Consider the following 19,091-nt stretch of genomic DNA (forward strand, 5'->3'; position numbering starts at 1 on the left):
AGCCATGAGCGATCCGAACTCGAACGCACCAGACCCCCAGGCCTCGGCTGCGCAGCGGCCGCCTCAGGCGCCCCAGACCGCAGGAGCGCCAGCGGGATCCGCGCCGATCGCGCAGGCGCCACCGGCAGCCCCGGGGACGCAGCCGGCGCCGGGTGCGCCCGTGGGGGCGCCGGCCGGTGCGCCCGCCGCGCCGCACGCGCAGACCGCCGCAGCGACCCCCGGCCGGCCGGCCAAGGCGCCCAAGGTTCCGAAGGCTCCGAAGGCTCCGAAGCCGCCGCGCGCTGCGAAGGAGAAGGGCGGACTCTCGACGTTCCTCAAGGTCAGCATCATCCTGCTCGCCGGCCTCACGATCGCCTCCATCTCGCTCCTGTTCATCGGCGAGTTCGAGGGCAAGTTCGAGCGCGTCTTCTCCACCTTCGTGCTGTTCGCCGTGTTCGTGCTCTTCACCGCGCTCGACACGAGGCGCGAGCAGAAGTCTGAGTGGTACGCGCCCGTCGCGCTCATCGCGAACGCGTACATCCTCGGGCTCCTGCTCATCGTCATCTGGATGTCCAAGTACGATCCCTTCGGTCTGCTCTGGGAGATCTTCTGGAAGTCGTTGCTCGTCATCGTCGTGACCCGGGCCGTGATCCTGTGCTGCCAGCTCCTGCTGAAGGTCGGGCAGAAGCTCCCGCCCGTCGTGACGACGTTCGCATTTGTCACGAGCATTCTCGCGGTGCTCTCCGGCATTCTGTTCACGGCTCCCGTCGGGATCGAGGCCTTCGACCTGCGGGTCCCGGACCTCTACTGGAAGATCGCGACCGCGATCCTGATCCTGACGGCGCTCGGCCTCTCGATCACCCTGCTCCTGCGGTGGTCCTACGGCGCCGAGGAGCGGGAACGCGCGCGCCAGGAGCGTGCGGCGCAGCAGGCGGCGCAGCAACAGGCGCTCGCGTCTCATCCGCAGCAGGGCTACCCGCAGCAGGGATACCCGGTGCAGCAGCAGCTCGTCGCTCAGCAGGCGCAGCAGCAGCCCGCCCCGCAGCAGCCCGCGCCGGGCGAGGCTGAGCTCCTGCCCTGGCCGACCTTCGCTGACGGCCGCCCGCTCCCCATGGGCGCGGATGGGCAACCGGACTTCTCGGTGCTCCAGCAGCCCCAGCAGGGCAACCAGCCCCCGACCGTGCGGTGAGCTCGCCCGGGTCGCCGGGGATCGAGATCAGGCTCGCGCGCGTCGATGAGCTTGACGAGGTCGGCGCGCTTGCCCGCGCGGCCTACGAGGATGCCTACATGCTTTCGCCGGAATATCTCGCGGAAATCGCCGATGCTCGCGGGCGCTCGGCGAGTGCGGAGATCTGGGTTGCTGCGGACGCAAGCTCCGGCGCGCTCGTCGGCACGCTGACTGCGCCACGCCCGGGCGAGCGACTGCAGGACGACACGGCGGCGGGTGAGATGGACGTCCGCCTCCTCGCGGTGTCCGCTGCCGCGCGCAGGCGCGACGTCGGAGAGGCGCTCATGCGCCACGCGCTCGAGCTTGCCCGTGAGCGCGGCGCGCGCCGCCTCGTGCTGCATACGGGCTCGATCATGCACGCGGCGCAGGCACTCTATGAGCGCATGGGGTTCACCGTCATCCCGGATCGGGGCCACGAGTTCATCGCGCTCGGTGAGCGGCGGAGAATCATCGCATACGCGTACGACATCGCGCGGTGAGGTCGCTGCGGGGAGCGCCTCGCCGCGCCGCCCAGCGGCGGGGCATACCGCACAAACCCCAGGTCAGGAGCCAACAGTGCGCAATGACTTGAACATCTGATGAATATGAGGTTAGGCTGACTTTACCGATCCCGGATGCGGCGCACCGCTCACCGCCGCGGGGTCCTGCGCGCCGCTGCGATTCAGATCACCGGCGCGTTTCCTCTCTCACCGACCATATGAGGTTTCACCGTGTCAACACGCTTCTCACGCCCCGTCCTTGGCGCGGCACTCACGCTGAGTGCGGCCCTGATCCTGACCGGCTGCTCCTCCGCGGACACGGGCGGCGACGCCCAGGGCGACGCGAAGGCCCCCAGCACCATCACGATCACCGACAACCACGGTGAGGTGGAGGTGCCCGTCAACCCGAAGAAGGTGGTCGCGCTTGACAACCACGTCTTCGAGACGCTGAACGAGTGGGATGTGCCGCTCGTTGCGGCCCCCAAGGGCATCATGGGGAGCGCGTGGGAGAAGTACACGGACGACGAGGCGGTCGCCGACATCGGCAACCACCGCGAGCCCAACCTCGAGGCGATCGTCGCCGCGGATCCGGATCTGATCATCGGCGGCTACCGCTTCGGTGACTCGTACGACGAGATCAAGAAGCAGAACCCGGATGCCGTGGTCATCGAGATTAATCCCCGCGACGGCGAGGACATGTTCTCCGAGCTCAAGCGCGAGAGCGACATCCTCGGGCAGATCTTCGATCACGAGGACGAGGCCAAGGAGCTGAACGACAAGCTCGACGCCGCGATCGCGGGCGCGAAGGACGCGTACCCGAGCGGCGAGAAGGTCATGGCCGTCAACACTTCGGCGGGCAAGATCGGCTTCGTTGCCCCCGGATTCGGCCGCGCGCTCGGCCCGGTGTTCGGCGCGCTGGATCTCACCCCGGCGCTCGAGGTGGAGGGTGCGAGCGACGACCACCAGGGCGACGACATCTCGGTCGAGGCGATCGCCGCCTCGAACCCGTCCTGGATCATCGCCCTGGACCGCGACGCCTCCTTCGCCCCGGATGAGCGCGAGGAGGGCTCGAAGCCCGCGGAGGAACTCATCATGAACTCCGAGGCGCTCAAGAACGTGCCGGCGGTGCAGGACGGCAAGGTCATCGTGCTCGATTCGAACTTCTATCTGACCGAGGACATCCAGGCGTACACGGCCCTGTTCGAGCAGATCAAGGAGGCGTTCGCCGCCGCATGAGTCGCGATGTCGAACGAGGCATGACCGCCTCGTCCGTCGGGGCGCCCGCTCTTCCGAGCAGGCGCCCCGACGGGCGTATCCGCAGCGCCGTGGGGGAGGCCCGCGGGGCGTTGGCGCTCGTCGCCGCCTCGCTGATCGTCGCGGCGCTCCTCGCGGCGTCCCTCCTCGTGGGCGTCTACGACATCTCGAGCGGGGAGTTCGGCGCCGAGATGTTCTGGATCACCCGGGTGCCCCGCACCGTCGCCCTCCTGCTCGCCGGCGCGGCGATGGCCACCTGCGGGCTCGTCATGCAGATGCTCACCCAGAATCGCTTCGTCGACGCGACCACCTCGGGAACGACCGAGTGGGCGGCCCTCGGGCTCCTGGCTACGGCGATCCTGGCACCCCAGCTCGGACTCGTTGGCCGCATGGTCGTGTCGAGTGCCTTCGCCTTCGTCGGCGCAATGGCATTCATGCTGATCCTGCGCCGGATCGTGATCCGGTCGACGCTCGTGGTGCCACTCATCGGGATCATGCTGGGCGCCGTGGTGAGCGCGCTCACCACGTTCCTGGCGGCGCAGTTCAACCTGCTGCAGATGGTGAGCACCTGGTTCCTCGGGAGCTTCACACAGGTCGTGCGCGGCCGCTACGAGGTGCTCTGGGTCGTGGCCGTCGTGACGCTGCTCGTGTTCCTGATGGCCGACCGGATCACGGTCGCTGGCCTCGGCAAAGACATCGCGACGAGCGTGGGCGTGCGCTACGAGTGGACGCTTGTCGCGGCCACGGCGCTCGTCGCCATCGCCTCTGGCGTGACGACGGTCGTGGTGGGCTTCCTGCCGTTCCTCGGCCTGGTCGTGCCCAACGTCGTATCGATGATCCGGGGCGACAACGTGCGCGGGAACCTGCCGTGGGTGTGCCTCGGCGGGGTCGCCCTCGTCACGGTCGGAGACCTCATCGGCCGCACCGTGCGGATCCCGTTCGAGGTGCCGGTCTCGCTCGTGCTCGGGATCGTCGGCGCCGTCGTGTTCATCACCATCCTCCTGAGGCAGCGCCGTGGGTAGCATCGTCCAGCTCGCGAGCACGGGGGAGGAGCCCGCGCGCACGGCGGACCGCCCGTCGTGGCTGCGCGCGAACCTCCCCGTCTGTCTGGTCTTCGCGGTCGCTGCGGCGCTTGCCGTCGCGATCCTCTGGTACGAGAACCCGGCGGCGCCCGGCAGCGCTGGCTTCTGGGTCATCGTGCAGACCCGTTCGACGGCGCTCGGCACGATCGCGCTCGTCGCGGTCGCCCAGGCCGTCGCGACCGTCATGTTTCACACGGCGACCTCGAACCGGATCCTGACCCCCTCTATCCTCGGCTTCGACGCGCTCTATGTGCTCACGCAGACGGCGCTCGTGTTCGTGTTCGGCACCGCGGCAAGCTCCATGGAGGGGATCCCGAAGATCGTCGCGCAGAGCACCCTTATGGTGCTCTTCGCGACCGCGCTCTACGGCTGGCTGTTCTCGGGGAGGCGGGCGAATCTGCACCTGCTGCTCCTCGTCGGCGTCGTGCTCGGGATCGGCTTCGGCTCGGTCTCCTCGTTCCTGCAGCGCCTCCTCACCCCGAGCGAGTTCGACGTACTGAGCGCTCGGCTCTTCGGGTCCATCGGCAAGGGCAACCCCGAGTATCTGCCGATCGCGGCGACGATCGTGGCTGGGGTGCTCGTGTTCTTCTGGCTGCGCAGGCGGACCTACGATGTCGTGGCGCTCGGCCGCGACGTGGCGGTGAGTCTCGGGATCCGGTACCGTCGCGAGGTCGTGGTGATCCTCGTGCTCGTTGCCGTGCTCGTCTCAGTCTCGGCCACGATGGTCGGCCCGATGACGTTCTATGGCTTCCTCGTCGCGACGCTCGCCTATCAGTTCGCGGGCAGCGACCGGCACTCGGTCACCCTGCCGCTCGCGATCGGCATCGGCCTGGTGACCCTGCTCGGGGCCACCTTCGTGCTGAAGCACGTGTTCGCGGCCGCCGGCATGGTGACCGTCATTATCGAGTTCGCCGGAGGGCTCGTTTTCCTGGTTGTCCTCCTCAGAAAGGGATTGCGTTGATCGAGCTGAGCGCCATCGAGAAGCACTATGCGGGGCGCCGCGTCCTCGGACCCGTCGACCTCGCGATCGATGAGGGCGGCGTCACCGCGCTCATCGGGCCCAACGGGGCAGGCAAGTCGACCCTCCTCACCATCATCGGCAGGCTGCTCGAACCGGACAGTGGCCGGGTCGTCGTCGGCGGGCTCGACGTGCGGGCCGCGAAGCCCCGCGACCTCGCGAAGGTCGTGTCGATCCTGAAGCAGGAGAACCACTTCGTCGCGAGGCTCACGGTGCGACAGCTCGTCACCTTCGGCAGATTTCCGCACTCCGCGGGCCGGATCACGGAGGCCGACCGGCGCGCGATTCACGCGGCGATCGCGTTCCTCGACCTCGCCGGCATGGAGGAGCGCTTCATTGACGAGCTCTCGGGCGGGCAGCGGCAGCGCGCCTTCGTGGCCATGGTGCTCGCCCAGGACACCGACTACGTACTCCTCGACGAGCCGCTCACCGGGCTCGACATGCGCCACGCGGTCAGCATGATGGGGCAGGTGCGCGCGGCGGCCGACGCGCTCGGCAAGACGATCATCCTCGTGATCCACGACGTCAACTTCGCCGCGGCATACGCTGACCGCATCGTCGCCCTCGCTGACGGGCGCATCGTCGCCTCGGGCACTCCCGCCGAGATCATCACCTCAGAGGTGCTCGAGCGTGTCTTTGAAACCCCGGTCGAGGTCGTCGAGCACCAGGGGTACCCGCTCGCCGTCTACTACCGGCCCTAATTCGGGGGAGGCCGCCACCGCGGGGATCTCCGAGCGCGGCGCGGGATCGAGGCCGAAGAGCGCCTCGATCGCTGCGCCGGCCTCGCTCGCGCGACCCTCGCGCCCGAGCGTGCGAATGCGGGTCATGGGGGTGTGGAGGAGCTTGCCGGTGAGCCTGCGCATTGCGGCGGCGACCTCCTCGTTCACCTCGCCCTCGCGCCCGGATCCCCGGTGCGCGCGGCAGATCTCCTCCTCGAGGATCCCGAGCACGTGGTCCCGCAGCGACAGGAGCGCCGGCACGGCCTCGCGTTCCGCCTGATCAGCGGCGAACTCCTCGGCGGCGCGGCGCACGATCTCGAGCGCCTCGGCCTCCGGGCCGAGTTCGGCGACCCCCGCGTGGCGGGCGACCGTCTCGAGGTCGAGCAGGTCGATCCCGGGCAGCTCATCGACGGCCGGGTCGATGTTGCGGGGCATCCCGAGGTCGATGAGCAGCCTGCGGTGCCGCGTTTCGGCCGCGAGATCCGGGGCGGTGAGCAGCGGTTCCTCGGCGCGGCTGCAGGCGACCACGAGGTCGGATCCGGTGAGGGCAGCGCGCAGGCCGCGCTGCCCCACGGGCTCGAGTGCGTGGCTTTCGGCGTATGCCTCGGCGCGGCCGGAGGGCGAGTGCACGCTGATGAGCCGAGCGCCGCGGCCGCGGAGCGCCGAGACGGTCGCCCCGGCGTACGCGCCGGTCCCGATGAGGAGTACCCGCGCCCGCGACCAGTCGGGGATCCGGCTCTCAGCGAGTCGTAGCGAGAGCCGCACGAGCGAGCGCCCGGCGTTCCTCAGGCCCGTCCGGTGCCCGACCTCGCGCGAGGTCCGCGTGGCCGACTGGAACAGGCGCTCGAGCTCATGCGTGAGGCTGCCGCGATCCCGCGCCGCATCGTGGGCGCGACGCACCTGGCCCGCGATCTCACCCTCGCCGACGACGGCGGACTCGAGGCCGGATGCGACCGCGAAGAGGTGCTCGGCGGCGCGTCGATCGTGCCGGATCTCGGCCGCAGCCGCGGCGACGCCGCGCGGGATCCCCGCGATGTCGGCGACGAGGTCGACCGCGCCCGGAGCTCCGTGGGACGCCGCTTCCGGCGAGGGCGCCTCCAGGTACACCTCGAAGCGATTGCACGTCGACAGCACGACTACTCCGTCGGATACCTCGGGCCGCTCGAGCGCGCCGGTGATCTCTGGCGCGCGGCGTGACAGCTGTTCGATGAGGTCGAATGGGCTGCTGTGCAGGTCAAATGAGATGGAGATCAGCATGAGGCTCTCGGAGGGTGGTCGGGCTGAGGCAGGGCTTCACACGACAACTGTGCCAGACCACGCTGAGCACATCTGATGTGACACATCAGATGTATAGGCTAACATTCCCTAGCGATGAATGACCTGCCGTGCACCCACCCCCTGCTCGACGGCCGAACCGGCCGCTCCGACCTCGTACGCGCACTGCGCGGAGATCGTCCTGATCGCACCCCTGTTTGGTTTATGCGCCAGGCGGGCAGATCGCTCCCGGAGTACCGCGCGATCCGCGCTGACCACCGCATGCTCGACGCCTGCGTCGATCCCGCGCTCGCGAGCGAGATCACCTTGCAGCCGATTCGCAGGCACGGGGTCGACGCCGCCGTCTTCTTCTCCGACATCGTAGTTCCCCTGAAGCTTGTCGGCCTGAACGTCGACCTGGTGGCCGGGCGCGGGCCGGTCTTCGCTGAGCCCGTCCGCACCGCGGCCGATGTCGCGCGCTGCCGCGCGGAGTTCGGGGCCGAGCGCTTGCGCGCCGCGCTCGATCCCATCAGGGAGGCGGTCGCGCTGACGGTCGCCGGACTCGGCTCGACGCCCCTCATTGGTTTCGCCGGCGCGCCCTTCACGCTCGCGGCCTACCTCGTCGAGGGTGGCCCCTCCCGCGAGCACCTCCGCGCCCGCGCGCTCATGCACTCCGAGCCGGAGGTCTGGGCCGAGCTGCTCGGCTGGCTCGCGGAGCTCGACGCCGTGTTCCTCGAGGCGCAGATCGAGGCGGGCGCGAGCGCGGTGCAACTCTTCGACTCGTGGGCCGGCTCGCTGAGCGTCGCCGACTACCGGACGAGCGTCGCCCCGCACTCGCGCGAGGCGATCGCCGGCGTGCGGGAAATCGGGGGCGGGGATCCGAGCTCCGCGGTTCCGGTGATCCACTTCGCGGTCGGGTCGGGGCACCTCCTCGAGGAGCTCGCGTCGGTCGGGGCGACGGCGCTCGGTGTCGACTGGCGCACCCCGCTCGACGAGGCGAGCAGGCGGCTGGGCGACGCGCTGCCGCTGCAGGGCAACCTCGACCCCTCCCTGCTGTGGGCGCCGCCGCAGGTGCTCGAGCGGGGCCTCACGGACGTGCTCGAGCGCGGCAAGCGCGCCCCCGGTCACGTGCTCAATCTGGGCCACGGCGTGCCGCCAGACGCCGACCCCGATGTGCTGTCCAGGATCGTTGAGCTCACCCATGCAGCCTGATCCCGAACCGCTTCGCGCCCTCGTCGTCGGCGGGGGCGTGGCCGGGCTCGTCGCCGCGCGCGAGCTCGCTGCTCGGGGAGTGGCGGTCGCGCTGTTCGAGGCCGCGAACTACTGCGGCGGCCGGATCGCGGGGGTGCAGGTCGACGGCGTGAACTTCGACCTCGGCGCAGAGGCCTTCGCCACGCGCGGAGGGGCCGTCGCGGAACTCGTCGAGGAACTGGGCATCGGGCACCGGATCGTGGCGCCGGCCTCGCACGGCTCCTGGCTCGTGACGCCGAGCGGTGCGACGCCGATGCCGGCATCGGGCACGATGGGGATCCCCGTCGCCCCGTTCTCGCCGGCGACGCGCCGCGTGCTCGGGATCCCGGGCGCCGCGCGCGCCGCGGCCGAAGCTTGCCTCCCGCGCGTGCGGCGGCGACCTGCCTCAGACACCACGCTCGCTGAGCTCGTGCGCGCGCGGCTCGGCCACAGGGTCCTCGAGCGACTCGTGCGTCCCGTCGCCCTCGGGGTCTATTCGCGCAGGCCGGAGGAGATTCGCATCGACGAGGTGCCGGGGCTCGCGGCCGAGATCCGCCGCGCGGGCTCGCTTCGGGCTGCGGCGGGCGCACTCCGCCGGTCCACGAGCGCAGCCGGAGGCGCCGTGTCGGGGCTGAGGGGCGGCATGTCCGACCTGATCGGGGCGCTCATCGGAGACATCGAGCGGCGTGGGGGCCGGATCACGACCGGGACGACGGTCGCGGCGACGGAGTTCGTCGCGGGCCACGGCGCTCCAGACGAGGTCGGCGGAGCGGGCGGCGAGTGGATCCTGCGCGGCGGATCGGGCGATGAGCTCGCCCGCGCCGAGTTGCTCGTCCTTGCGGTGCCGCGGGCCGAGGCCGCGCGCATGCTGGGCGATGGTGCGGCGGGGATTTCCTCCCGGGCCGGGGCGCCCGAGACCGAGGTCGAGGTCGTGCTGCTCGTGATCGACGACGAGCGACTCGACGCGGCCCCCCGGGGCACCGGCGCCCTCGTCGCGGGGGCGCCGCACGGGGGCATCCGCGCGAAGGCGCTCACGCACGTCACCGCGAAGTGGCCTCTCCGCGCCCAGGAGCTCCCCGCGGGCAGGCACGCGCTGCGGCTCTCCTACGGCAGCCTGCAGCACGCCCCGGCGACCGCCGGTCTCGGCGACGACGACGCCTACGCCCTCGCCCTCGCCGACGCGTCCAGGATCCTGGGCGTTGCGCTCGACCCCTCGAAGGTGCGCGGGCAGGCGCGGCAGCGCTGGCGCATCCCGCCGGCCCCGCGGCGACGCGGGGCGGCCGCTGGGCCGGGATCCGGTGCCGGATCAGGACCGGGAACCCTCGCGCTCGTCGGCGACTCGGTCCACGGCACCGGTCTCGCGTCGGTGGTGCCCGCGGCGCGAGCGGCCGCAGGTGACCTCCTCAGGGCCCACGCGGGGAGCCGCGGAACGCGCCGCGAAGGAACGCGGGTCGATGACCCGCAGCACGAAGAACCGCAGGACGAAGGACGGAAGACGACATGACGATCGACGGCAACGGAACGCGAGTGGCAAGCGGACGGGTGTTCCGCGCCGAGGGCGGCCTCGCCGCGGCGGAGGGGCTGATCAGGATCGGAACGCGCGGGAGCGCCCTCGCGGTCGCGCAGACCACGACGGTCGCTGAGAAGCTCGCGCTGGCCACGGGCCAGGACGTGGGCCTCGTGATCGTCCGCACGAAGGGCGACGTCTCGCGGGAATCGCTGTCTCAGCTCGGTGGGACGGGCGTCTTCGTGAGCGCCCTGCGCGACGCCCTCCTCGGAGGTGAGTGCGATGTCGCGGTGCACTCGCTCAAGGACCTCCCGACCGGGGATGCCCCGGGGATCGCGCTCGGCGCCGTGCCGGAGCGCGCCGACGCGCGGGACGCGCTCTGCAGCAGCGAGGGCGACCTCCTGCGCGAGCTCCCTGCCGGGGCGCGCGTCGGCACCGGATCACCGCGCCGCGCGGCGCAGCTGCTCGCCCGTAGACCCGACCTCGAGGTGCTCGACATCAGGGGCAACGTCGACACACGACTCGCGCGGCTCGAGCAGGACCTCGACGCCGTCGTGCTCGCCGCCGCGGGCCTCGACCGGATCGGCCGCGGCGCCGCGATCGCCGAGCGCTTCGGCCTCGCGGAGGCGCCGACGGCGCCCGGACAGGGCGCGCTCGCGATCGAGGTGCGCGAGGCGGAGGCTGCGGGCGGGCCGCTGGCCGGGCGGCTCGCCGCCGGTCTCGCCGCGATCGAGGACGCGGTGTGCCGCGCGACCGTGCTGGCCGAGCGCCAGCTGCTCGCCTCGCTCGAGGCGGGCTGCGCCGCCCCGGTAGGCGCGACCGCCGTCGTTGCCGAAGGCCTGCTGAGCCTGAGCTCCACGGTGTACCGCCTCGACGGCAGCGCGAGTCTCACGGCCCGCGGCGACATCCCGTGGCGGCTCGACGACCCTGATACCGCTGACGCGCCGCACGAGCTCGGCAGGCGGGTCGCGGGCGAGCTGCTCGCGCGAGGCGCGGCGGAGCTCGCGCCGCTCGGCGGGCGGGTGTGAGCGTGTCCGGGGGGACGGGGGAGCGCGTGGAGGGGGCCTCGGCGGCACCCCTCGCGGGCCGTCGCGTGCTCGTGCCGAGGGGAGGCAGAGGCGGGGAGCTCCTCGCCGCGGAGATCGCGAATCGCGGCGGCGAGCCGGTCGTCGTGCCGCTCATCGCGACGCTCCCGCCGGCCGACCGCGGGCCGCTCCTCGCCGGCCTCGCCGACTGGCGCGCCGGCGCCCACGACTGGCTCGTCGTCACGAGCGCGCGCGGGGCCGAGGCTGTCGCCGCCGGACTCGCCTCGGGATCCGGACTTGCCTCGGGATCCGGGGCCGCAGCGGGATCCGGATCCGGATCCACACACGGAGCCGCGTCCGGCCGCATTGCGGCCGTCGGCCCGGCGACCGCCGCGGCGCTCGGCCGCGCGGGCCTGGAGGCCGACGTCGTGCCTGCGAGCGACTTCAGCGCGGTCGGCCTCGCCGCAGCGCTCATGGACCCGCGGGCGGGGGCGGCGCCCGGAAGCCGGTTCCTGCTCGCGCTCTCGGAGATCGCCGAGCCGACGCTCGAGGAGGCGCTGCGCCTGGCCGGCCACGAGGTCACGAGGGTCGACGCCTACCGGACGGTCGCCGCGAAGCCAGGCTCCGCTGCCCCAGAATCCGCGCGGACCGACGCCGCGCCCCACGGCGACGCCGACCGCGAGCTTCTCGCGCGCGGGCTCGACGCCGTGCTCGTGATGAGCGGCTCGGGGGCGAGGTCGCTCGCCGCCCGCTTCGCGCCGCTGCCCGAGCGGACCGCGGTGATCGCGATCGGCCAGCCGACCGCGCGTGCCCTCGAGGCCGCCGGGATCCTGAGCACCGCGATCGCGCGCGAGCACACGACGACGGGACTCATTGACGCCCTCGTCGAATACTTCGAGCAGCACACATAGACCCGACAGGCAGGTCGCCCGCACCGACCGGCCGAAGTTACGAAGTTCCACCCCAGATCAGAAGAAGGAACCACCGAATGACCCCCATCATTAGACCGCGCCGGATGCGCCGGACGCCTGCCCTCAGGCGGCTCGCGGCCGAGACGCGGCTCTCCCCGGCAGAGCTCGTGCTGCCCCTCTTTGTGCGGGAGGGCATCGACGAGCCGCGGGATATCGCCGCGATGCCGGGAGTGCGGCAGCACACGATCGACTCGCTGAAGCGCGCCGCTGGGGAGGCCGCTGAGGCAGGAGTCGGCGGTGTGATGCTGTTCGGCGTGCCCGAGACGCGCGACGCCGAGGGCTCCGCGGCCGACGATCCCGAGGGGATCCTGAACCTCGCCACCCGCGAGATCGCCGCGGAGTTCGGCGACGCCCTCGTCGTGCAGACCGACCTCTGCCTCGACGAATTCACCGATCACGGCCATTGCGGGGTGCTCAGGGGCGGCGAGGTCGACAACGACGCGACGCTCGAGCGATACGCCGCGATGGCGGTCGCGCAGGCCGACGCCGGATCCGCCGTGCTCGGGCTCTCCGGCATGATGGACGGCCAGGTCGCCGCCGTGCGCGCCGCCCTCGACGGGGTGGGCCACGAGGGCGCCGCGATCCTCGCCTACTCCGCGAAGTACGCCTCGGCCTTCTACGGGCCGTTCCGCGAGGCCGTCGACTCCCAGCTCACGGGCGACCGCAGGAGCTACCAGCAGGATCCCGCGAACCGCCGCGAGGGCGTGCGCGAGGCCGAGCTCGACGTCGCCGAGGGCGCGGACATCGTGATGGTGAAGCCCGCGATGTCTTACCTCGACGTGCTCTCGGACGTCGCCGCCATGAGCCCTGTGCCCGTGTGGGCGTACCAGGTGTCCGGCGAGCTCGCGATGATCGAGGCCGCAGCCGCGAACGGCTGGATCGACCGCAGGCGCGCGATCGAGGAGTCCCTGATCGGGATCAAGCGTGCGGGGGCCGATGCGATCCTGAGCTACTACGCGACCGAGGTTGCGGGGTGGCTCAGGTGACGGGATCCGCCCGCAGTGCGGAGCTCGCGGCGCGCGCCGAGCGCGTGATCCCCGGCGGAGTGAACTCGCCCGTCCGTGCCTTTGGTTCGGTCGGAGGCACACCCCGCTTTATCGTCTCGGGACGCGGCGCGTTCGTGACCGACGCCGACGGCGCGCACTACATCGACCTCGTGGCCTCGTGGGGCCCCGCGCTCCTCGGGCACGCGGAGCCGTCCGTCGTCGCCGCCGTGAAGGAGGCGGCGGCGCGTGGCCTCGGCTTCGGGGCCTCGGCCCCGATCGAGGCCGAGCTCGCCGAGGAGATCATCTCCCGGGTGCCCGGGATCGAGCGGCTCAGGCTCGTGTCGACCGGCACGGAGGCGACCATGAGCGCGATCCGGCTCGCCCGCGGCGCGACCGGGCGGCCGCTCATCGTGAAGTTCGCGGGCCACTACCACGGCCACTCGGACGGCCTGCTCGCGGCGGCCGGATCCGGGCTCGCGACGCTCGCCCTCCCGGGCAGCGCCGGCGTGACGCCCGAAACGGCCGGTCAGACGCTCGTGCTGCCGTACAACGACACGGTCGCACTGCACGCCGCGTTCGCGGAGCACGGCGACCGGATCGCGGCGGTCATCACGGAGGCTGCGGCCGCGAACATGGGCGTCGTGCCGCCGCGCCCCGGCTTCACGCGCGAGCTCATCGAGACGGCGCACCGGCACGGCGCGCTCGTCATCATGGACGAGGTGCTCACGGGCTTCCGGGCCGGTCCCGGCGGGTTCTGGGGGATCGAGTGCGCGGGCCTGCCCGCGCACATCGCCCCCGACCTGTTTACCTTCGGCAAGGTCATCGGCGGCGGCCTGCCGCTCGCCGCCCTCGGCGGGCGCGCCGAGATCATGGAGCTGCTCGCGCCCCTCGGGCCCGTCTACCAGGCCGGCACGCTCTCGGGGAACCCCGTCGCGGCGGCCGCCGGCCTCGCCACGCTCCGCGGGGCCGACGCCGCGGCCTACGAGCGGCTCCTGCTCGCCTCGCAGGGCATCTCGGTGCTCGTCGGCACCGCGCTCGCCCAGGCGGGAGTGCCGCACCGGATCCAGCGCGCCGGAACCCTGTTCAGCGTGCTCTTCGGGGACTTCCCGGAGGCGCCGCGCGGCTACGACGAGGTGCTCGGCCAGGAGACATGGCGGCACCGCGCGTTCTTCCACTCGATGCTCGAGCAGGGGGTCTCGCTGCCGCCGAGCGCCTTCGAGGCGTGGTTCGTGACGGCGGCGCACAACGGTGACGTGGTCGCGCAGATCGCGGGCGCGCTGCCTGCGGCGGCGCGTGCCGCCGCAGCGGCGGAGCGGCCCGTGGGGGTGTAGGGGCGGCTACTGCTCTTGCAGGAGCGGTTCGAGCGCGGGGTCTCCGCGCCCGGGCTGCTCCTGCGGCCACCCGTCGATCACGGCCCGAAAGAACTCGTCGACGCTCGCGGCCAGCTCGGTCGTCTCTTCGAACGCGGGTTCGCAGCCCGAGACGACCGCGCCATTTCGCCTGTTGAGGGTGAGGAAGGCGGAGTCGCCGTCGGCGCGCATGAGGATGGGGAGGTGCGCCTCCCAGAACTCACTCACCTGGGCCCGCTGCGTTTCGTGTGCGCAGCTCTCGCCCGGCGCGACGAGCTCCCCGAACCGCGCCGGGAAGGTGCACCAGCGCTCGGGGATTACTGGGGTGTCGCCCTCGGCCGGTCGCCCCGTGGCGCCTGGCTCCCGCTCGGACCAGTCCCACTCGCGCGTGCGCCGGGCCCCCAGTAACTCCTGGTCGAGGGCCGAGTTCCCGGCCTCGGGGCTGCTGCTCGGCGGGAGATGCATGGAGGTTAGCTTTTGTGGGGGTTGGGAGCGGCGGCTCGTTGAGCCGCGCCCGCCGCGCCCGCCGAGTCGGCCACCGCGCCCGCCGAGTCGGCCGTAAGGCCCCATTCAAGCTCGCGAAAGGGGCCTTACGGCCGACTCGGCACCTTGCGGGCGCCAGGTCTCGCGCGCGTGAGCGGCGCGGCCCGGATCCGGATCCGGCCCCAAACTGGCCCGCATGCCCTGCCGAGTGGGCCGTAAGGCCCCATTCAGGCCAGTGAAAGGGGCTTTACGGCCGACGCGAGCCCGTGATTGGGGCCTTTCGGCCGACTCGGCACCCTGCGGGCGCCAAGTTTCGCGCGCGTGAGCGGCGCGGCCCGGATCCGGGCCCGGATCCGGGCCCAAACTGGACCGCATGCCCCGCCGAGTGGGCCGTAAGGCCCCATTCACCGCCGCGATTGGGGCTTTACGGCCTACTCGGCCGCGCGGTGCTAGCCCCGGAACGACGAAGCGGGCGCCCCCTCGAAGGGAGCGCCCGCTTCGCGGCGAAAAACTAGGCCCGCGCGGCGAGGGCGTCGATTGCGCTCTCGAAGAAGCGCAGGCCGTCGATCCCGGATCGCATGGCGTCGGGCATGTCCGGGCCGAAGCCGGGCTCGACCGCGTGTTCGGGGTGGGGCATGAGGCCGACCACGTTGCCGCGCTCGTTCGTGAGGCCGGCGATGTCGTCGAGGGAGCCGTTGGGGTTCACGCCGCGGTAGCGGAACGCGATGAGCCCGTCGCCCTCGAGGCGCTTGATGGTCTCCTCGTTGGCGATGTAGCCGCCGTCGCCGTTCTTCAGCGGGATCACGATTTCTTCGCCCTGCTCGAAGCGGCTGGTCCACGCCGTGTCGGCGTTCTCGACCACGAGCTTCTGGTCGCGGCGGATGAACTGCTGGTGCGCGTTGCGGATCAGGCCGCCGGGCAGCAGGTGCGCCTCGACGAGGACCTGGAAGCCATTGCAGATCCCGAGCACGGGCATGCCCTTCTTGGCGGCCTCGATGACCTCGGTCATGATCGGCGAGATTGCCGCAATCGCGCCGGGCCGCAGGTAGTCGCCGTAGCTGAAGCCGCCGGGCAGCACGATGGCGTCAACACCATCGAGGTCGTGCGAGGCGTGCCAGAGGGCGACGGGCTCGGCGCCCGCGATCCGGATCGCGCGCTGCGCGTCGCGGTCGTCGAGCGAGCCGGGGAAGGTGACGACGCCGATCCGGGGTGCCACTACTTGGCCTCGCCGTCGACCGTGATCGAGACGACGTCCTCGATCACCGCGTTCGAGAGGATCTCGTCGGCGACCTTGCGAACCTCAGCGAGGATCTCCTCGGTCACCTCGCCCTCGACCGTGAGTTCGAAGCGCTTGCCGATGCGGACGTTCTGGAACTTGCCGTGGCCGAGGCGATCGAGCGCCCCCGTGGTGGCCTTGCCCTGCGGATCGAGCAGCTCGGCCTTGGGCATGACATCTACGACAATCGTGGGCACCCGGGATCTCCGTTTCTCGAGGTGAGGATCGACATTCATTCTCTCATGGATCCGGGCCCGGATCCCGCGCCCTAGATGTACTGACCCGGAGGGTTGTTGACATAGGAGAGACCTTCGTTGTCGAGTTGGAGCTGTCTAGTTCCCCTGCTCGTTCAAACGAAGGTCTCTCATGTCTCACGCTAATGCCCGGCTCGCTCCTGCCGGTAGATTGATCCTGGTCCAACGCATTCAATCGGGTCGGCCGGTCGCTCATGTTGCCTTGGAGATGGGAGTCTCGCGCACGACTGCGTGGCGGTGGTGGCGCAGGTTCCAGGAGGCCGGGGTTGCGGGATTACGGGATCGGTCGAGTGCGGCCAGGTCGCATCCGCGGCGTACGCCCGGATGCATGGAGACCCGGGTGCGGATCATGCGCGCGCTCACCAGGCGTGGCCCGGTATTCATCGCGGGCAAGCTCGGCATGCACGCCTCGACAGTCGGGCGGGTGCTGCGTCGCCATCACACCCCGTTGTTACGTGAACTTGATCCTGTGACTGGGATCAGGATCCGTGCGGGACGACGGTCCGCGAACCGATACGAACACGAGTATCCGGGGTCGTTGATCCATATCGATGTGAAGAAGCTCGGCCGTATCCCTGACGGCGGTGGGTGGCGGCTCCATGGGCGCAGCGAACGCCCGAACCGGAAACGAGGACAAGGGTACGACTACGTCCACACCGTGATCGATGACCACTCTCGTGTCGCGTATGCCGAGATCCACGACGATGAGAAAGGCGTGACCGCGGCCGGTGTCCTCGAACGCGCCATCGGGTTCTACGCGTCGCTCGGGGTACGTGTTGAGCGTGTCATCAGCGATAACGCGTTCGCGTACCGGCACTCCGCCGCGTTCAGGGACATCATCACCCAGCACAGTATTCAGCACCGGTTCATTCGCCCGCACTGTCCCTGGACCAACGGGAAAGTCGAACGCCTCAACCGCACCCTCGCGACTGAATGGGCATACGCGAGGCCCTGGACTTCTAACGACGAACGCAGAGCAGGGTTGACGGCCTGGCTGGACTACTACAACCTAGACAGAGCTCACCTCGGCATCGACGGCCAAACTCCCATCGACCGAGTCAACAACGGTCGAGGTCAGTACACCTAGAGGGAGGACGGCGCCAGGGGCGCGAAGGGCGGCTCCTGGCCGGTCAGGCGGCGGTAGAGCTCGAGGTAACGCTCATAGGTCTGGGTGACGATCTCGTCGGGGAGCGCGGGCGGCTCGCCCGTGCGATCCCAGTTCGCGGACAGCCAGTTGCGCACGATCTGCTTGTCGAACGACGACATGCGCTGTTTCGCGGTCAGCCCGGCATCGAAGAAGCGGTCGGCGTCCCAGTACCTGGACGAGTCGCTCGTGAGCACCTCGTCGGCGAGCACGAGCTCGCCCGATTCCGGATCCCGCCCGAACTCGAACTTCGTGTCGGCGAGCACGATCCCGCGCTCGGCCGCGAGTTCCCGCGCCTCGGTGAAGATCTTGAGCGAAGCGTTGCGGAGGGCGCTCGCGACCTTCTCACCCACGAGCTCGACGCTCTGCTCGTAGGTGATGTTCTCGTCGTGCTCGCCGAGCGGCGCCTTGTATGCGGGGGTGTAGATGGGGGTGTCGAGGAGGTCGCCGTCCTGGAGACCTGCGGGCAGGTCGATCCCGCACACGGCGCCGGTGCGCTCGTACTCCGCGAATCCGGATCCGGTGAGCGCGCCGCGCACGACGCACTCGACCGGGAACATCTCGAGGCGCTTGGACACGACCGCGCGATCCGCGACCGCCTCGGGAACCTCAGGGGCGCCCTCGCCCGCGAGGTGATTCGGCAGTTGGATCCTGCTGAACCACCAGTTCGAGAGCGCCGTGAGGAGCGCGCCCTTGCCCGGGATCGGGGGTTCGAGCACGTGGTCGAACGCGCTCACGCGGTTGCTCGCGACGACGAGCAGGAAGCGTTCGTCGCCGTCGGCCGGGACGTAGAGGTCACGGACCTTCCCCGAGTAGGTGTGGGTCCAGCCGGGGAGCTCCTGGGGCGCTGAGAGTTCGGTCACCGGACCATTCTCCCACCATTGCCCGCGATGGTTCGATTCGGTATCGATCCAGGACATTCCTGGGAGGCTCAGGGCGGATGTCAGTGGTTGCGGTTAGGGTCATTGGCTATAGGGGGCGGACATTCCTCACGAGGGATGCCGAGCGAAACCTACGACTCGAGGAGAAGCATGATTCCGCTGGGACCTGTGGTGGCACGTAGCCGAGTGAACGCGGCGCGAGCAGCGGTCTGGGCGTACCTTTCGGAGGAGGCGCTCAGGGGCGAATGGTGGCCCGAGCTGCGGCTCGAGCCGAAGGTGGGCGGCGAGGTCTCCGAGCGCTGGTCCGAGGGGGAGGGTGACGACGCGGTGAGCCGCGACGCCTCCGGCACGGTTGACGTCTGGGTCGACGGTCACGCGATCGGTTTCACCTGGAGGGAATCGGGCGACCCCAGGGACACCGCTGTGCTCGTGACGCTGCGATCGCAGGGGTACGAGACCGGGATCACCGTCACGGAGACGGGCTTCGACGCACTGCCGTCGCCCGCGGAGCGCGCCGCCGCTTCGCAGGAGGGGTGGGCCGTGCTGCTGCGGGATCTGACCGAGGCCGTGCGCGTCGCTGTGGAAAGCGGGACGATCGGCGCCGACGGTGTTGTCGCGGGCGCCGGAGGTGGCGCTGCGGTTGACGCCGTGGCGGTGGAGGCCGAGGCGGTGGATGTCGGGTCGGACGATGCCGATGCCGAAGCCGATGGTGACGAGGCTGAGGTCGCTGGAGTTGACGGTGCCGGGGGCGAGGGGGCTGGAGTTGACGGTCCCGACGGTGGAGTTGACGGTGCCGGGGGCGCTGACGACGGCGAAAGCGCCGAGCCGGACGAGCCTGACGCGGATCCCGACTTCGACGACCTGATCCGGGGCAACTAGCCGACCGGCCAGGCTCGGATCTGCGTTCCCAGAGGATTCGGCGTTCAATTCGAAGAATTTGGGCATCTGGTCGAGTTGAGTGCAGAAATCCCT

Annotated in this window: 19 protein-coding genes; 14 read left to right on the plus strand and 5 right to left on the minus strand. The window is 70.9% G+C overall.

Annotated elements, in window-relative coordinates; genetic code table 11:
- Nucleotides 1-4: 4 nt before the first annotated feature.
- The 6 genes from ACOPJ3_RS04255 (at nucleotide 5) to ACOPJ3_RS04280 (ending at nucleotide 5,741) form a co-directional block, all read left to right on the plus strand.
- Nucleotides 5-1,168, plus strand: a complete 1,164-nt coding sequence (locus tag ACOPJ3_RS04255) for a hypothetical protein (protein ID WP_427870592.1) — start codon at nucleotides 5-7, stop codon at nucleotides 1,166-1,168.
- Complete coding sequence (locus ACOPJ3_RS04260; RefSeq protein WP_427870593.1) at nucleotides 1,165-1,686, plus strand: GNAT family N-acetyltransferase; 522 nt, start codon at nucleotides 1,165-1,167, stop codon at nucleotides 1,684-1,686. The genes ACOPJ3_RS04255 and ACOPJ3_RS04260 overlap by 4 nt, the downstream gene beginning before the upstream one ends.
- 231 nt (nucleotides 1,687-1,917) lie before the next feature.
- On the plus strand, nucleotides 1,918-2,922 hold the full coding sequence (locus tag ACOPJ3_RS04265; RefSeq protein WP_427870594.1) for a siderophore ABC transporter substrate-binding protein: 1,005 nt from the start codon (nucleotides 1,918-1,920) through the stop codon (nucleotides 2,920-2,922).
- Nucleotides 2,919-3,962, plus strand: coding sequence for an ABC transporter permease (locus tag ACOPJ3_RS04270; protein ID WP_427870595.1), 1,044 nt, complete (start codon nucleotides 2,919-2,921; stop codon nucleotides 3,960-3,962). The genes ACOPJ3_RS04265 and ACOPJ3_RS04270 overlap by 4 nt, the downstream gene beginning before the upstream one ends.
- Nucleotides 3,955-4,983 carry an iron chelate uptake ABC transporter family permease subunit gene (locus ACOPJ3_RS04275; protein WP_427870596.1) on the plus strand — a complete coding sequence of 343 codons (1,029 nt, stop codon included), beginning with the start codon at nucleotides 3,955-3,957 and terminating at the stop codon, nucleotides 4,981-4,983. Before ACOPJ3_RS04270 ends, ACOPJ3_RS04275 begins: the two co-directional genes overlap by 8 nt.
- On the plus strand, nucleotides 4,980-5,741 hold the full coding sequence (locus tag ACOPJ3_RS04280) for an ABC transporter ATP-binding protein (RefSeq protein WP_427870597.1): 762 nt from the start codon (nucleotides 4,980-4,982) through the stop codon (nucleotides 5,739-5,741). Before ACOPJ3_RS04275 ends, ACOPJ3_RS04280 begins: the two co-directional genes overlap by 4 nt.
- On the opposite strand, the gene ACOPJ3_RS04285 is transcribed toward ACOPJ3_RS04280, so the two are convergent.
- Complete coding sequence (locus ACOPJ3_RS04285) at nucleotides 5,655-7,016, minus strand: glutamyl-tRNA reductase (protein WP_427870598.1); 1,362 nt, start codon at nucleotides 7,014-7,016, stop codon at nucleotides 5,655-5,657. The genes ACOPJ3_RS04280 and ACOPJ3_RS04285 overlap by 87 nt on opposite strands.
- Before the next feature lie 114 nt (nucleotides 7,017-7,130).
- Between ACOPJ3_RS04285 and hemE the strand changes: the two genes are divergently transcribed.
- The 6 genes from hemE to ACOPJ3_RS04315 all read left to right on the plus strand — a co-directional run bounded on the left by hemE (nucleotide 7,131) and on the right by ACOPJ3_RS04315 (nucleotide 14,063).
- A complete protein-coding gene (gene hemE / locus ACOPJ3_RS04290; protein WP_427870599.1) occupies nucleotides 7,131-8,225 on the plus strand; it encodes a uroporphyrinogen decarboxylase in 1,095 nt (364 codons plus the stop codon).
- Entirely contained in the window at nucleotides 8,203-9,747 is a 1,545-nt protein-coding gene (locus tag ACOPJ3_RS04295; RefSeq protein WP_427870600.1) for a protoporphyrinogen/coproporphyrinogen oxidase, read from the plus strand. The genes hemE and ACOPJ3_RS04295 overlap by 23 nt, the downstream gene beginning before the upstream one ends.
- A complete protein-coding gene (gene hemC / locus ACOPJ3_RS04300; protein WP_427870601.1) occupies nucleotides 9,744-10,778 on the plus strand; it encodes a hydroxymethylbilane synthase in 1,035 nt (344 codons plus the stop codon). The genes ACOPJ3_RS04295 and hemC overlap by 4 nt, the downstream gene beginning before the upstream one ends.
- Before the next feature lie 2 nt (nucleotides 10,779-10,780).
- Nucleotides 10,781-11,686, plus strand: coding sequence for a uroporphyrinogen-III synthase (locus tag ACOPJ3_RS04305; protein WP_427870602.1), 906 nt, complete (start codon nucleotides 10,781-10,783; stop codon nucleotides 11,684-11,686).
- A 77-nt stretch (nucleotides 11,687-11,763) separates the two neighbouring features.
- Nucleotides 11,764-12,732 carry a porphobilinogen synthase gene (hemB, locus tag ACOPJ3_RS04310; protein ID WP_427870603.1) on the plus strand — a complete coding sequence of 323 codons (969 nt, stop codon included), beginning with the start codon at nucleotides 11,764-11,766 and terminating at the stop codon, nucleotides 12,730-12,732.
- Entirely contained in the window at nucleotides 12,720-14,063 is a 1,344-nt protein-coding gene (locus tag ACOPJ3_RS04315) for a glutamate-1-semialdehyde 2,1-aminomutase (protein WP_427870604.1), read from the plus strand. Before hemB ends, ACOPJ3_RS04315 begins: the two co-directional genes overlap by 13 nt.
- A gap of 6 nt (nucleotides 14,064-14,069) precedes the next feature.
- Here the strand turns inward: ACOPJ3_RS04315 and ACOPJ3_RS04320 are convergent, their stop codons facing one another.
- From ACOPJ3_RS04320 to purS, 3 genes are all read right to left on the minus strand, one after another.
- Nucleotides 14,070-14,546, minus strand: coding sequence for a hypothetical protein (locus tag ACOPJ3_RS04320; RefSeq protein ID WP_427870605.1), 477 nt, complete (start codon nucleotides 14,544-14,546; stop codon nucleotides 14,070-14,072).
- 529 nt (nucleotides 14,547-15,075) lie between these two features.
- Nucleotides 15,076-15,780, minus strand: coding sequence for a phosphoribosylformylglycinamidine synthase subunit PurQ (purQ, locus tag ACOPJ3_RS04325; protein WP_427870606.1), 705 nt, complete (start codon nucleotides 15,778-15,780; stop codon nucleotides 15,076-15,078).
- Nucleotides 15,780-16,037, minus strand: a complete 258-nt coding sequence (gene purS, locus ACOPJ3_RS04330) for a phosphoribosylformylglycinamidine synthase subunit PurS (protein WP_427870607.1) — start codon at nucleotides 16,035-16,037, stop codon at nucleotides 15,780-15,782. Before purS ends, purQ begins: the two co-directional genes overlap by 1 nt.
- Before the next feature lie 169 nt (nucleotides 16,038-16,206).
- Here purS and ACOPJ3_RS04335 point away from each other — a divergent pair, with 169 nt between their 5' ends.
- Complete coding sequence (locus ACOPJ3_RS04335; protein ID WP_427870608.1) at nucleotides 16,207-17,181, plus strand: IS481 family transposase; 975 nt, start codon at nucleotides 16,207-16,209, stop codon at nucleotides 17,179-17,181.
- On the opposite strand, the gene ACOPJ3_RS04340 is transcribed toward ACOPJ3_RS04335, so the two are convergent.
- Nucleotides 17,178-18,101, minus strand: coding sequence for a phosphoribosylaminoimidazolesuccinocarboxamide synthase (locus ACOPJ3_RS04340; RefSeq protein ID WP_427870609.1), 924 nt, complete (start codon nucleotides 18,099-18,101; stop codon nucleotides 17,178-17,180). The genes ACOPJ3_RS04335 and ACOPJ3_RS04340 overlap by 4 nt on opposite strands.
- A 189-nt stretch (nucleotides 18,102-18,290) precedes the next feature.
- Here ACOPJ3_RS04340 and ACOPJ3_RS04345 point away from each other — a divergent pair, with 189 nt between their 5' ends.
- Nucleotides 18,291-18,998 carry an SRPBCC family protein gene (locus ACOPJ3_RS04345; RefSeq protein WP_427870610.1) on the plus strand — a complete coding sequence of 236 codons (708 nt, stop codon included), beginning with the start codon at nucleotides 18,291-18,293 and terminating at the stop codon, nucleotides 18,996-18,998.
- Nucleotides 18,999-19,091: the final 93 nt, after the last annotated feature.

It is taken from the genome of Leucobacter luti (assembly GCF_050310065.1).
Classification (GTDB): Bacteria; Actinomycetota; Actinomycetes; order Actinomycetales; family Microbacteriaceae; genus Leucobacter; species Leucobacter luti_B.

Coding starts and splice junctions, on each gene's coding strand:
- ACOPJ3_RS04320 (WP_427870605.1), bottom strand. CDS start 14,546: ATGCATCTCCCGCCGAGCAGCAGCCCCGAGGCCGGGAACTCGGCCCTC.
- ACOPJ3_RS04335 (WP_427870608.1), top strand. CDS start 16,207: ATGTCTCACGCTAATGCCCGGCTCGCTCCTGCCGGTAGATTGATCCTG.
- ACOPJ3_RS04270 (WP_427870595.1), top strand. CDS start 2,919: ATGAGTCGCGATGTCGAACGAGGCATGACCGCCTCGTCCGTCGGGGCG.
- hemE (WP_427870599.1), top strand. CDS start 7,131: ATGAATGACCTGCCGTGCACCCACCCCCTGCTCGACGGCCGAACCGGC.
- ACOPJ3_RS04285 (WP_427870598.1), bottom strand. CDS start 7,016: ATGCTGATCTCCATCTCATTTGACCTGCACAGCAGCCCATTCGACCTC.
- ACOPJ3_RS04255 (WP_427870592.1), top strand. CDS start 5: ATGAGCGATCCGAACTCGAACGCACCAGACCCCCAGGCCTCGGCTGCG.
- hemB (WP_427870603.1), top strand. CDS start 11,764: ATGACCCCCATCATTAGACCGCGCCGGATGCGCCGGACGCCTGCCCTC.
- hemC (WP_427870601.1), top strand. CDS start 9,744: ATGACGATCGACGGCAACGGAACGCGAGTGGCAAGCGGACGGGTGTTC.